General features: G+C 73.1%; 10 protein-coding genes and 1 tRNA gene. 6 read left to right on the forward strand and 5 right to left on the reverse strand.

The genetic code is table 11. The annotated features are described in order from the left end of the window. Positions 1–54: 54 nt before the first annotated feature. From AB9M23_RS16760 to AB9M23_RS16775, 4 genes are all read left to right on the forward strand, one after another. Positions 55–1659 carry a response regulator gene (locus AB9M23_RS16760; protein WP_372425715.1) on the forward strand — a complete coding sequence of 535 codons (1605 nt, stop codon included), beginning with the start codon at positions 55–57 and terminating at the stop codon, positions 1657–1659. 103 nt (positions 1660–1762) lie between these two features. Then, positions 1763–1839, forward strand: a tRNA-His gene (locus AB9M23_RS16765). Between the two features lie 113 nt (positions 1840–1952). Further along, the gene (locus AB9M23_RS16770; protein WP_372425716.1) at positions 1953–3020 is read left to right on the forward strand and encodes a tartrate dehydrogenase; all 1068 of its coding nucleotides are present in this window, start codon (positions 1953–1955) and stop codon (positions 3018–3020) included. Positions 3021–3204: 184 nt separating this feature from the next. Beyond that, positions 3205–4896: a methyl-accepting chemotaxis protein gene (locus tag AB9M23_RS16775; RefSeq protein ID WP_372425717.1), complete on the forward strand. Its 1692-nt coding sequence runs from the start codon at positions 3205–3207 to the stop codon at positions 4894–4896. A gap of 54 nt (positions 4897–4950) precedes the next feature. Here AB9M23_RS16775 and AB9M23_RS16780 read toward each other — a convergent pair whose 3' ends face one another. The 5 genes from AB9M23_RS16780 to AB9M23_RS16800 form a co-directional block, all read right to left on the reverse strand. Next, a complete protein-coding gene (locus tag AB9M23_RS16780) occupies positions 4951–5295 on the reverse strand; it encodes a nitrile hydratase accessory protein (RefSeq protein WP_372425718.1) in 345 nt (114 codons plus the stop codon). After that, positions 5285–5944 (reverse strand): nitrile hydratase subunit beta, encoded by a 660-nt coding sequence (gene nthB / locus AB9M23_RS16785; RefSeq protein WP_372425719.1) that lies wholly within the window; start codon positions 5942–5944, stop codon positions 5285–5287. The genes AB9M23_RS16780 and nthB overlap by 11 nt, the downstream gene beginning before the upstream one ends. Then, positions 5941–6597, reverse strand: coding sequence for a nitrile hydratase subunit alpha (gene nthA / locus AB9M23_RS16790; protein ID WP_372425720.1), 657 nt, complete (start codon positions 6595–6597; stop codon positions 5941–5943). Before nthA ends, nthB begins: the two co-directional genes overlap by 4 nt. Positions 6598–6622: 25 nt before the next feature. Beyond that, positions 6623–7591, reverse strand: coding sequence for a carbohydrate kinase family protein (locus tag AB9M23_RS16795; protein ID WP_372425721.1), 969 nt, complete (start codon positions 7589–7591; stop codon positions 6623–6625). An 85-nt stretch (positions 7592–7676) separates the two neighbouring features. Next, positions 7677–8279, reverse strand: a complete 603-nt coding sequence (locus AB9M23_RS16800; protein WP_372425722.1) for an HAD family hydrolase — start codon at positions 8277–8279, stop codon at positions 7677–7679. Between the two features lie 183 nt (positions 8280–8462). Here AB9M23_RS16800 and AB9M23_RS16805 point away from each other — a divergent pair, with 183 nt between their 5' ends. Together AB9M23_RS16805 and scpA are read left to right on the forward strand one after the other, a co-directional pair. Then, complete coding sequence (locus AB9M23_RS16805) at positions 8463–10439, forward strand: methylmalonyl-CoA mutase family protein (protein WP_372425770.1); 1977 nt, start codon at positions 8463–8465, stop codon at positions 10437–10439. A 282-nt stretch (positions 10440–10721) separates the two neighbouring features. Next, positions 10722–12923: a methylmalonyl-CoA mutase gene (scpA, locus tag AB9M23_RS16810; protein WP_372425723.1), complete on the forward strand. Its 2202-nt coding sequence runs from the start codon at positions 10722–10724 to the stop codon at positions 12921–12923. Positions 12924–12981 lie beyond the last annotated feature (58 nt).

Raw genomic sequence — 12981 nt, forward strand, 5'->3', positions numbered from 1 at the left:
TGAACTAAGCTCCGGCCGCGCCGCGCCTTTGCGCCGCGCGTCCGGAGAGACCGAATGCTCGAGATCCTGCGCCAGCTCTTCTCCCCCGAGAGCCTCGCGCCCCACGGCATGTGCCTGACCTGGCGCCCCGAGCTGATCTATGCGCACGTCGTCTCGGACGCGCTGATCGGCGCGGCCTACTTCTCGATCCCGCTGGCGCTCGGCGCCTTCGTGATCAAGCGGCGCGACGTCACGTTCGGCTGGGTGTTCTGGTGCTTCGCGCTGTTCATCCTCGCCTGCGGGGCGACGCACTTCTTCTCCATCTGGACGCTGTGGAACCCGGACTACGGCGCCCAGGCCCTGCTCAAGGGCTTCACCGCGCTCGTCTCGCTCGCCACCGCCGCGATCCTCTGGCCGCTCCTGCCCGCCGCGCTCGCGCTGCCCTCGCCCAGGCAGCTCGCCGCGGCGAACGCGAGCCTCGAGGCGCGCATCGCCGAGCGCGACGCGGCGCTGGCGGCGCTGCGGCGCGAGATCGCGGAACGTGAGAAGGCGGAGGAGACGCTGCGTCAGGTCCAGAAGATGGAGGCGGTCGGCCAGCTCACCGGCGGCGTCGCGCACGACTTCAACAACCTGCTCGCGGCGACGCTGTCGAGCCTCGAGCTCCTCGCCAAGCGCGTGCCCGAGGAGGACGCCAAGGCGCGGCGCTACCTCGAAAACGCGTTGACCGCAACGGAGCGCGGGGCGGCGCTGACGCATCGCCTCCTCGCCTTCGCGCGGCGCCAGGCGCTCGCGCCGACGATCCTCGACATCGCCGGTCTCGTCTCGGGCATGATGGACCTGCTGCGCCGCTCGCTCGGCCCGATGATCGACGTCGAGACGCGCTTTCCGGACGCCCTCCCGCCGGTTCGGGTCGACGCCAACCAGCTCGAGCTCGCGCTCCTCAACCTCGCGGTCAACGCCCGCGACGCCATGCCCGAGGGCGGGCGGCTCGTCGTCTCCGCGAGCGAGACCACCATCTCTGAGGGCGATCCCGCCTGCCTCGCTCCTGGGCGCTACGTGCGCATCGCTGTGCGCGACACGGGCTGCGGCATGGACGCCGAGACGCTCGCGCGCGCCGCCGAGCCCTTCTACACGACGAAGGAGATCGGCAAGGGCACGGGGCTCGGCCTCTCCATGGTCCACGGCCTCGCAGCCCAGTCCGGCGGCGCGCTGCGCCTCGCGAGCGAGCCCGGCGTCGGCACCGAGGCCGTGATCCTGCTGCCCACGGCGGACGCGGCGGACATCACGCCGGCCGCGGTCGCAGAGCCGCGCGACGGGCCGCTGCCGCCGCTCGCCGTCCTCCTCGTCGACGACGACCCGCTGGTGCTCGCCGGCACGCGCGACCTCCTGGCCGACGCCGGCCACCGCGTCGTGGCGGTCGGCTCCGCCGCCGAGGCGCTGGAGCGGCTCGAGGCGCAAGAGGGGTTCGACGTCGTGCTCACGGACCTCGCCATGCCCGGCATGACTGGGCTCGCGCTCGCGCAGGCGCTGCGGGAGCGCCGACCCGACCTGCCGGTCGTGCTGCTCACCGGCTTCGGCGAGGCCGCGGGCGACTGGCCGCGCCTCGCCAAGCCCTTCCACGCCGAGGACCTCGCCCGCGCCCTGGCGCCGATCGCCCGGGCACGCACCGATCGCGGGTGACCCTCGGGGGAGCCGCGCGCGACCCGCGCAGGGGCTTGCGCGCCCCGGCGATTTGGGCCATATGCCGGGTCCGGCCCGCGGCGTCCCCGCGGCGGCCCGCCATGCAGCTGTAGCTCAGTTGGTTAGAGCGTCGGATTGTGGCTCCGAAGGTCGGCGGTTCGAGCCCGCCCAGCTGTACCATTTCCCCGTCTCTCCCCCCGCTCCCAGGCCCGATTGGCCCGCGCTCACGTGCGCGGCGCTTCCGCTCGCCCGTGCCGCCACTATGATCGCGCGGCAACGAACGGGAGGACGCCATGGCGCGCACGTACAGGATCGCGGTGATCCCCGGTGACGGGATCGGCAAGGAGGTGGTGCCCGAGGGCGTGCGCGTGCTCGAGGAGGCCGCGAAGCGCCACGGCTTCACGCTCGAGCAGGACTGGTTCGACTTCGCCTCCTGCGACTACTTCGCCAGGCACGGGCGAATGATGCCCGAGGACTGGAAGGAACGCATCGGCGGCCACGACGCCGTCTACTTCGGCGCGGTGGGCTGGCCCGAGACGGTGCCCGACCACGTCTCCCTGTGGGGCTCGCTGCTGCTGTTCCGCCGCGAGTTCGACCAGTACGTCAACCTGCGCCCGGTCAAGCTCATGCCCGGCGTCCCCTCGCCGCTCGCGGGGCGGGAGCCCGGCGACATCGACTTCCTCGTCGTGCGCGAGAACACCGAGGGCGAGTACTCCTCGGTCGGCGGGCGCATGTTCGCGGGCACGGACCGCGAGGTGGTGATCCAGGAGACGGTGATGACGCGCATCGGCGTCGACCGCGTGCTGCGCTACGCCTTCGAGCTCGCGGGCCGGCGCCCGCGCAGGAAGCTCACCTCGGCGACCAAGTCGAACGGCATCTCCATCACGATGCCGTACTGGGACGAGCGGGTGGCGGAGATGGCGAAGGCCTACCCCGAGATCGCGGTCGACAAGTTCCACATCGACATCCTGACCGCGCACTTCGTTCTGCATCCGGACTGGTTCGACGTCGTGGTGGCCTCGAACCTGTTCGGCGACATCCTCTCCGACCTCGGCCCCGCCTGCACGGGCACCATCGGCATCGCGCCGTCCGGCAACATCAACCCGGAGGGCGACCACCCCTCCCTGTTCGAGCCCGTCCACGGCTCCGCGCCGGACATCGCGGGCCAGGGCGTCGCCAACCCGATCGGGCAGATCTGGTCGGGCGCGATGATGCTCGACCATCTCGGCGAGCGCGAGGCGGCCGCCGAGATCGTCGCGGCGATCGAGCGCACGCTCGCGGAGCGGACCCTGCGCACCCGCGATCTCGGCGGCAACGCCGGCACACTGGAGTGCGGCCGTGCCGTGGCCGGCGCCCTCTGACGAGGCCGCCACGGCTCGGATCGCGCCGCGACATGAAACGGTTCAAAAACTTTACGGTTGCGTCTGCCCCTTGGTAAATAACGGGGTCTTAAGAGTGGGGCGTCGATCCTGACGCTCGTGAATTGCAAACGCCCCGGCGGCGCCTCCCCGCGCCCCGGGGCGAACCACGAGCGAGGGTATGAGAATGGGCAAGCTCATCGACCGATGGAGCATCGCGGCGAAGATCTACAGCCTCGTCGGCCTCTTCGCCGTCGTCGTCGTCGCGGTCACCGCGGCGAGCGCGATGATCATGACGACGTATCGCGATCAGGTCGCGCTCGCCCAGAACGCGGCGGAGCGTGCGATCCTGAGCGAGCGCGCCAACGCGCTGATCAACGGCGCGGTCGCCGACACGCGCGGAATCTACATGGCCGCGAGCCCCGCCGAGGTCGAGATCTACGCCGAGTCGCTGCTCGCCGACCTCGAGCGGATGGGCGTCATGCTCGATGCCTGGCAGCCCCTCGTTTCGGCGGACCGGATGCACCTGTTCCTCGGCTTCCGCGAGGACGTCGACGCCTTCGCCGACGTGCGCCGCGAGATCGTGCGGCTCGCGCGCACGCGAGGCGCCGAGGCCGCACGCGCCTTCGGCGACAACGAGGAGAACCGCGCGGCGCAGGACGCGCTCAATGAGATCATGAACTCGACCGCCGCCGTGCAGTCGACGAACCTCGAGCGGTTCGTGGGGACGCTCGAGGCGCTGTTCGGGCAGAGCCTCGTGACGATCGCCGCGATCGGCGGGCTCGGCATCCTCGTCGGCGTGGGGTTCGCCGCCTACCTCTCGCGCCGCCAGCTCACCCAGCCGATCCGCGCCATCTCCGGCGCCATGCGTGCGCTCGCCGACGGCGACCTCTCGACGGAGGTGCCCTTCGCGGACCGCGTCGACGAAATCGGCGGAATGGCCCGCGCGGTCGCGATCTTCAAGAGCAACGCGGTGGAGCGCGAGCAGCTGACCCGCGAGCGGGCGGCCGAGACCGCCGCCCGCGAGCAGCGCACGGCGCGCGTCGCCGAGCTGATCGAGGACTTCGAGAGCCGCATCGAGACGCTGGTCCAGACGCTCGGCGCCTCCGCCGGCGAGATGGAGGCGACCGCCGAAGCCATGCGCGCGAGCGCCGATCAGGGCCGCACACGCTCCGAATCGGGCGCCGTGACCGCGCAGCAGACGAGCTCGGCCATGCGCACCGTCGCGGTCGCCGCCGAGGAGCTCGCCGCCTCCGCCCGCGAGATCAGCGTCCAGGTGGCGCAGGCGACGCAGATCGCCTCGCAGGCGGTGGAGGACGCCCGCAGCACGGACGCGACGATGCGCGAACTCTCCGCCAACGCCCAGCGCATCGGCGAGGTCGTCGCGCTCATCAGCGAGATCGCCTCGCAGACGAACCTGCTCGCGCTCAACGCCACCATCGAGGCGGCCCGCGCCGGCGAGGCCGGCAAGGGCTTCGCGGTCGTCGCCGCGGAGGTGAAGACGCTCGCCGACCAGACCGCCAAGGCCACCGACGAGATCGCCGCCCAGGTCGGCCGCATCCAGACGGCGTCGGGCAGCGCGGTGCAGGCGATCGAGTCGATCGGCGCCACGATCCAGCGCATGCACGAGATCTCCGGCACGATCGCGTCGGCGGCCGAGGAGCAGCAGTCGGCGACGCAGGAGATCGCCTCGAACGTCTCCGACGCGGCGAACGGGACGGAGGCCGTCAACGACTTCGTCGGCGAGTTCCGCCAGTCCGCCGCGCAGACCGGCACCGCCGCCGACCAGGTCCTCCAGGCCGCCCGCCGCCTCACGGGCTCGGCCTCCGACGTGACGAGCCGCGTCGAGGCGTTCACGGCGGGGATCCGCGCGGCCTGAGGCATTCCGGGCTCCGCGGACGGCGAGGCGACGGGATCGGCGCGGGCCGTCGCCTCACCGCAGCGGATCGTTCTCCAGCCTGATCGCCACGCCGTGCGGCGTCGCCTCCGCCGCCCGTTCCCAGGCGGCGGCGCGCTCGGCGAGGGCGGCGGTCCCCGCGAGTCCCTTCTCGGCGCAGAGCCGCTCCAGCGCCGCGACCCAGGCGGTCCAGTAGCCCTCGCCGCCGGCCTCCGCACCCGGCGTCTCCGCCAGCGCGCCCGAGAGCGTGCGCGCCCACTCGCTCCAGCCGAAGACGCCCCGCGCATTCAGCGCCACCGCCAGCGCGAAGGCGTTCGCCTGCCAGGGCTGCGAGAAGGCCGGCGCCTCGGGCGCGAGGGACGAGGCGTCGTCAGGCCGCATCGAGGTAGCTCTCCCAGGCGTCGATCGACACGGACAGCGTCGGGTCCGCCCCCTCGCCCCACAATTCCCTCCCCGCGAACCGCACGGTGTAGAGGTGCTGCGGCGCCTCGCCCTTCCCGTGCGCGTTCGTATCCGGGAAGACGTGGGCGCCGTGATGGAGCACGATCTCGCCGGTCTTGCCGCGGGCGTAGCGCGGCAGGCGGGTGTGGCCGACGGGGTTGATCACCCGCGTGCGCACACGGTCCCCGACGGCGAAGCGCGGCGGCGCCGCCGTCTCGCGGTCCGTCGGCCCGCCCCGCGCCAACGCCGCCGGCACGGCCTCCGCCGAGAGCACCCGCGCGAGACGGGCGCCCGGCCGCAGAGCGCGGCCGGCGGCGAGTTCGTCCGCCCCCACGAGCCCCGCCGCGACGACGAGGCGCTCGAGCCCCTTCGCCCAGATCTCGTAGTACGAAGCCGCGAGATATTCCGCCGGCGGCAGGCTCTCGCGGGCGTGGCGCGAGGCGTCGAGCGTCCAGGAGCCGGTCGCGCCCATGGCGAGCGTGACGCCGAAGGCGCGGCGCTCCCACGGCGCGTGGAACAGCGGCTCGTCCGCCTCCCGCACCACGGGCCCGAAGCCGTGCATGCCGCCGAGATCCTGCGCCCCGTTCATCGCGCGCCCTCCCCGCGCGCCGCGCCGGGCGCCCGCGCGAGCCCGGTGCCGATCATCGAATCGCGGGTGACGAGGTCGGAGAGGCCCTCCACGTCGAGGCCGTCGGTTCCCTCCGGGCGCATCGGCACCACGAGGTAGCGCACCTCGGCCGTCGAATCCCACACCCGGATCGCCGTCGTCTCGGGGAGCGTCACCCCGAACTCGGCGAGCACGCCGCGCGGGTCCATCACGGCGCGCGCGCGGTAGGGCGCGGACTTGTACCAGGTCGGCGGCAAGCCGAGCACCGGCCAGGGATAGCAGGAGCACAGGGTGCAGACGACGAGATGATGTTCGTCGGGCGTGTTGAAGACCGCCACCATGTGCTCGCCCTGGCGCCCGACGAAGCCCATCGACGCGATCCCCGCCGTGGCGTCCGCCGCCAGCGCATCGCGGAACGCGGGATCGGTCCAGGCGCGGGCGACGACCCGCGCGCCGTTGCGCGGGCCGACCTCGGTCTCATAGGTGTCGATCAGCGCGTCGATCGCGGCGGGCTCGACGTAGCCCTTCTCGACGAGGATCGATTCCAGCGCCTTCACCCGCGCCTCGATCGGCTCCAGATGGCTGTGGCCGTGGCCGTGATCATGTTCGTGGTCGTCGTGGTCGTGGTCGTGCAAGGCGTGATCTCCCCTCTCCGGCCCGTCAGGCGCCGCGCGCCTCGACCTCGGCGAGCGTCGGCGGGTTCGCTCCCGGCCGCTCGCAGGTGATGGACGCGGCGCGCACCGCGAAATCGAGCGCGTCGGCGACGTCGTCGGGCGCGAGCCTCTCGAGGCCGGCCCGGTCGAGCAGCCCGCGCGCGTCGAGCCGCGCCAGCAGGCCCGCGTGCAGCGTATCGCCCGCCCCCACCGTGTCCGCCACGGTCACCGACCGTCCCGCGACCGCGCGCATCGCCGTGCCCTGCGCGGTGCGCAGGAAGGCCCGCACCCCCGCCGCCCCGAGCGTCGCCACGACGAGCCGCGCGCCGCCGGCGAGCCGCGCCTCCGCCCAGGCGGCGAGCGCCGCCTCGTCGGCGGGGTCGATCCCGAACCCGTCCGCCAGATCCTCCCCGCTCGCCTTGACGATGTCGGCGACCGCGAGGAAGTCCGCGAGGCGGGCGCGCCAGGCGGCGAGGTCGGGCGTCACCATCGCCCGCAGGTTGGGGTCGAGGGAGACGACGCGCCGCTCGGCCTCCCGCCGCGCGAGCGCGAGATAGGCGGCGCCCGCCGGGTCGACCGCGAGCGAGAAGGAGCCGAAGGCGAGGGCGCGCACGCCCTCCGGCAGCGCCGCGGGCAGGTCCGCCCCCGTGATGCTCCGGTCGGCCGCGCCGTGGCCGTGGAAGGCGTAGGAGACGTCCCCGTTCGGGCGCGGGGCGACGACCCCGATCGTCGTCGGCGCGGGCAGCCGCGGGGCGAGCGAGAGGTCGACCCCGTCGCGGGCGAGCCGGCCTGCGAGCACCTCGCCGAAGCGGTCGGTCGAGAGCCCGCCGCAGAAGCCCGTCTCGCGCCCGAGCCGCGCCAGGGCTATCGCCACGTTGAAGGGCGAGCCGCCGGGCACCGCGCGGGCCGCGAGCGCGGTGCCGTCGTCGTCGCCGACGAAGAGATCGATCAGCGCCTCGCCGCAGACCAGGATCATGCGCGTCTCCTCTCGCTCGGGAGCCTCGCCGACCTGTATGGCACCCGTTCGCCGGCCGCGGTAGCCCCGCGGCCCGGGTCCGCGCTCAGATCTCCACCCCCTCGGCCCGCAGGCCCGCCGCGAGGTCGAAACCGAGCGGGCAGTGCAGCGCGCGCATGCCCACCGCCCGCGCGCCCGCGACGTTCTTCTCGGAATCGTCGATGAACAGGCACCGCCCCGCCTCGAGGCGATAGCGCTCGAGCAGCGTGCGGTAGATCGCCGGGTCGGGCTTCACCAGCCGCTCGAGGGCGGAGACGACGACGCCCTCGAAACGGGTGAGGACGGGGAAGCGCTCGGTCGCCTCCGCCCACTTCTCCCGCGAGAAGTTGGTGATGGCGTAGATCGGCTCGCCACGGGCGAGGAGCCGCTCCAGCAGAGCGGTGTTGGGCGCGATGGCGCCGGGCACCATCTCCTGCCAGCGCGTGTCGAAGGCGCGGATCTCCGCCTCCCATTCGGGATGTTTCGCGCACAGCGCCGCCACGTGGTCGGCGTAGACCGCGCCGCGGTCCATCTCGAGGTTCCAGTCGCCGGTGCAGACGTTGGCGAGGAACCACTCCATCCGCTCGACGTCGTCGAACATCTTCTCGTAGAGAAAGCGCGGGTCCCAGCGGATGAGGACGTTGCCGACGTCGAAGACGAGGATGGTCACGGGGGGTGCTCCGATCGAATGCTACCCGCGCCGCTTCGCACGGGCGCGTGACGATCGCAAGACGCGGGGGAGACGCGCGCGGGCGGCGCCCCGCCTCCATCCGCGACCGAACCAAAGTGGCGCTTCCGTCGGCCCCTTCTTTGGCGGTAGACCGGGGGGACGTCCCGCGGAGCGAACGCCATGATCGACGACGACGCCCTCTCGGCCGATTTCCCGACGCCCTCGCGCGCGGACTGGCTCGCGCTGGTCGAGGGCGTGCTGAAGGGCGCCGACTTCGAGAAGCGGCTCGTCTCGCGCACCTGGGACGGGCTCGCGATCCAGCCGCTCTACGAGAAAGCGGACGTCGCCGCCCGCCCCGGCCGCGACGCCCACGGCCCCTGGCGCGTCGCCCAGCGCGTCGACGACCCGCGCCGCGAGACCGCGAACGCGCAAGCGCTGGAGGATCTCGAGGGCGGCGCCGACGCGCTGACGCTGGTCTTCCCGCAGGCGCCGGCCGCCCGCGGCTTCGGCCTCGCCGCGCAGACCGTCGACGACCTCGACGCCACGCTCGCCGGCGTCATGCTCGACCTCGTTCACGTCCGGCTCGACGCCGGCGGCGCCGGGCGGCAGGCGGCGGCGATGCTGATCGCGCTCGCCGAGCGCCGCGGCCACCCGCTCGCGGACCTCTCGATCGATCTCGCGCTCGACCCGATCGGCGCCGCCGCCGCGGCGGGCCGGATGTCGGCGCCGTGGGCGATCGTGGCGGAGCGCTCGGCGCAGACGCTCGCCGATCTCTCCGCGCGCGGGTTCACGGGTCGTACCTTCCTCGCCGACGCGCGCCCGGTCCACGAGGCGGGCGCGAGCGAGGCGCAGGAGCTCGCCTTCGTGCTCGCGTCCGGCATCGCCTATCTGCGCGCGCTCGAGGCCGGCGGGCACGGGCTCGACGCCGCGCGCGACGCGCTCTCCTTCCTGCTCGTCGCCGACGCCGACGAGTTCCTCGGCATCGCCAAGGTGCGGGCGCTGCGCGCGCTCTGGGCGCGGATCGAGAAGGCCTCGGGCCTGACGCCCAAGCCCATCCGTCTCCACGCCGAGACCGCGTGGCGCATGACCACGCGGCGCGACCCGTGGGTGAACCTCCTGCGCGCCACGGTCGCGACCTTCTCGGCGGGCGTGGGCGGGGCGGATTCCCTCGTCGTGACGCCGTTCACGGCGGCGCTGGGGCTGCCCGACGCCTTCGCCCGGCGCGTGGCGCGCAACACGCAGCTCGTGCTCCTGCACGAATCGAACCTCTGGCGCGTCGCCGACCCGGCCGCCGGCTCGGGCGCGCTCGAGGGGCTCACGGATGCGCTCTGCGAGAAGGCCTGGGCACTGTTCCAGGAGATCGAGGGCGAGGGCGGGATCGTGGAGAGCCTGCACGCGGGGGCCGTGCAGGACCGCATCCGCGAGACGCGCGCGGCGCGCGACGCCGCCATCGCCAGGCGCAGGGACGCCATCACCGGCGTCTCCGAGTTCCCCTTCCTCGACGAGAAGCCGGTCGCGGTGGCGATGGTTGCCGACGAGGCGCCGCACGCGCCGCCGCCCTCCGCCACCGATGCCGAGGCGAAGCCCGTCGCGGCCTTCGCCGACCTCGTCGCCGCGGCCGCGGAGGGCGCGAGCCTCGCGCGCCTCATGGCCGCGCCGGCCGGCGTCGAGCCCGTCACGCTCGGCCCCCTCCCCCGCCGCCGCGACGCCGAACCCTGGGAGCGCCTGCGCGACCGCTCGGACGCGCTCTTCGCCGCGCACGGCAAGCGCCCGGCCGTGTTCCTGGCCAATATCGGCCCCCTCGCCGCCTTCAACGCCCGCGCCGGCTTCGCGGCGAACGCCTTCGAGGCGGGCGGCATCGCGGCCCTGTCGAACGACGGCTTCCCCGATCATGGCGCCATGGCGGAGGCCTTCGCCGGGTCCGGCGCCGCCATCGCCTGCCTGTGCTCGTCGGACGCGCTCTACGAGGAACAGGCCGCCGACGCCGCCCGCGCGATGAAGGCCGCGGGCTGCAGGCACCTTTACCTCGCCGGCCGCCCCGGCACGCGCGAGGCCCCCTGGCGCGAAGCGGGCATCGACGCCTTCGTCTTCATGGGCGTCGACCTGCTCGGCCTGCTCGAGGGCGCGCTGTCGCACGCCGAGGAGGCCACCCGTGCTTGATCGGATCGGCGAGCACCCACATGATCCATCGAGCCGAGCGAGCGCGCTCTCGCTGTCATCCCGGGCCGCGAAGCGGACCCGGGACCCAGAACACGAGAGGCCAGGGTCAGGACGCGCGAGAGCGCGTCCGTCCACCGGGAGCCGATGCAGGCGTTGGGTGGTCGCGCGCGCTTTCGCGCACGCTATGGCAGGCACCCGTGGTTCTGGGTCCCGGACCGCCTTCGGCGTCCGGGATGACAGGGATGGGGAGCCGCCGAGCAGCCGCCGCGTGGAGGTGAGACGATGAGCACGGAAACTCCGAGCACGACATCCGAGAGCACCCTGCCCGATTTCACGAGCGTCCCCTTCGCCCGCGCCGCGCGCGGCGAGGCCGCCGCCGGCGCCGAAGCCGGCGCGCCGTGGGAGACGCCGGAAGGCATCCCGGTGAAGGGCGCCTATGGCCCGCAGGACCGCGCGGGCCTCGCCTTCGTCGACGGGATGCCCGGCATCGCGCCCTATCTGCGCGGGCCCTACCCGACGATGTACGTGAACCAGCCCTGGACGGTGCGCCAATACGCGGGCTTCTCCACGGCGGAGGATTCGAACGCCTTCTACCGCCGCAACCTCGCCGCCGGGCAGAAGGGCCTCTCGGTCGCCTTCGACCTCGCCACCCACCGCGGCTACGACAGCGACCATCCGCGGGTGGCGGGCGACGTCGGCATGGCGGGCGTCGCGATCGACTCGATCTACGACATGCGCACGCTGTTCTCCGGCATCCCGCTCGACCAGATGAGCGTGTCGATGACGATGAACGGCGCGGTGCTGCCGGTGATGGCGCTCTACATCGTCGCCGCGGAGGAGCAGGGCGTGTCCGCCGACAAGCTCGCCGGCACGATCCAGAACGACATCCTCAAGGAGTTCATGGTCCGCAACACCTACATCTACCCGCCGCTCGCGAGCATGCGGATCATCTCGGACATCTTCGCCTACACCTCGAAGACCATGCCGAAGTTCAACTCCATTTCGATCTCCGGCTACCACATGCAGGAGGCCGGGGCGACACAGGACCTCGAGCTCGCCTACACGCTGGCCGACGGCGTCGAGTACATCCGCGCCGGGCTGGCGGCGGGGCTGACCATCGACCAGTTCGCCCCGCGCCTGTCGTTCTTCTGGGCGATCGGCATGAACTTCTTCATGGAGGTGGCGAAGCTGCGCGCCGCGCGCCTGATCTGGGCGAAGCTGGTCCGGCAGTTCGAGCCCAAGAGCCCGAAGTCGCTCGCGCTGCGTACGCATTCGCAGACGTCGGGCTGGTCGCTCACCGCGCAGGACGTGTTCAACAACGTGACGCGCACCTGCATCGAGGCCATGGCGGCGACGCAGGGGCACACCCAGTCGCTGCACACCAACGCGCTCGACGAGGCGCTGGCGCTGCCCACCGACTTCTCCGCGCGGATCGCCCGCAACACCCAGCTCTTCCTCCAGCAGGAGAGCGGTACGACGCGCGTCATCGACCCCTGGGGCGGCTCGCATTTCGTCGAGCGGCTCACCGCCGAGCTGGCGAAGAAAGCCATGGCGCACATCGAGGAGGTCGAGGCGCTCGGAGGCATGGCCAAGGCCATCGAGGCGGGCGTGCCCAAGCTCAAGATCGAGGAGGCGGCGGCGCGCACCCAGGCGCGGATCGACAGCGGCAATCAGGCCGTCATCGGCGTCAACATGTTCAAGCCGCTCGACGAGCGGCCGGTCGACGTGCTCAAGGTCGACAACGCCAACGTCCGTCAGCTCCAGCTCGACAAGCTGAAGCGGCTTCGCGCGGAGCGCGACCAGGGCGCGGTCGAGGCGGCCTGCGCGGCGCTGACCAAGGCGGCCGAGACCGGGGAGGGCAATCTCCTCGCGCTCGCCGTCGAGGCCGGGCGCGCGAAGGCGACGGTGGGCGAGATCTCGGCGGCGCTCGAGACGGTGTGGGGGCGTCACCGCGCCGAGATCCGCTCGATCTCGGGCGTGTACAAGCGGGAGGTGGGCGCCATGTCGCCGGCGGTGGAGCGCGTGCGCGAGCTGGTCGAGGCCTTCGAGGAGGAGGACGGGCGGCGCCCGCGCATCCTCGTCGCCAAGATGGGCCAGGACGGCCACGACCGCGGCCAGAAGGTGATCGCCTCCGCCTTCGCCGATCTGGGCTTCGACGTCGACATCGGCCCGCTCTTCGCCACGCCCGAGGAGGCGGCGCGGCAGGCGATCGAGAACGACGTCCACATCGTCGGCGTGTCCTCGCTGGCTGCGGGGCACCTCACGCTCGTCCCCGAGCTGAGGAAGGCGCTGGAGAGCTACGACCGCGGCGACGTGATGATCGTGGTCGGCGGCGTGATCCCGCCCGACGACGTGCCCACGCTGCTCGAGATGGGAGCCTCCGCCGTCTTCCCGCCGGGCACGGTGATCGCGGACGCGGCCGAGAAGCTGCTGCACGAGCTCGCCCGGCGCCTGGGCTACGAGCCGCGACAGGCCGCCGAGTAGCGGAGCGCGCACGGGGCACGCCCCCGGCGCCCCTCCGGCTCGCAGCGACCACCGCCCG

Source organism: Salinarimonas chemoclinalis (assembly GCF_041514305.1).
Lineage (GTDB): Bacteria > Pseudomonadota > Alphaproteobacteria > Rhizobiales > Beijerinckiaceae > Salinarimonas > Salinarimonas chemoclinalis.

Excerpts from the sequence above, each read along its gene's own strand:
- AB9M23_RS16775 (WP_372425717.1), top strand. The coding sequence starts at position 3,205 with ATGGGCAAGCTCATCGACCGATGGAGCATCGCGGCGAAGATCTACAGC.
- AB9M23_RS16795 (WP_372425721.1), bottom strand. The coding sequence starts at position 7,591 with ATGATCCTGGTCTGCGGCGAGGCGCTGATCGATCTCTTCGTCGGCGAC.
- AB9M23_RS16770 (WP_372425716.1), top strand. The coding sequence starts at position 1,953 with ATGGCGCGCACGTACAGGATCGCGGTGATCCCCGGTGACGGGATCGGC.
- nthB (WP_372425719.1), bottom strand. The coding sequence starts at position 5,944 with ATGAACGGGGCGCAGGATCTCGGCGGCATGCACGGCTTCGGGCCCGTG.
- scpA (WP_372425723.1), top strand. The coding sequence starts at position 10,722 with ATGAGCACGGAAACTCCGAGCACGACATCCGAGAGCACCCTGCCCGAT.
- AB9M23_RS16780 (WP_372425718.1), bottom strand. The coding sequence starts at position 5,295 with ATGCGGCCTGACGACGCCTCGTCCCTCGCGCCCGAGGCGCCGGCCTTC.
- AB9M23_RS16760 (WP_372425715.1), top strand. The coding sequence starts at position 55 with ATGCTCGAGATCCTGCGCCAGCTCTTCTCCCCCGAGAGCCTCGCGCCC.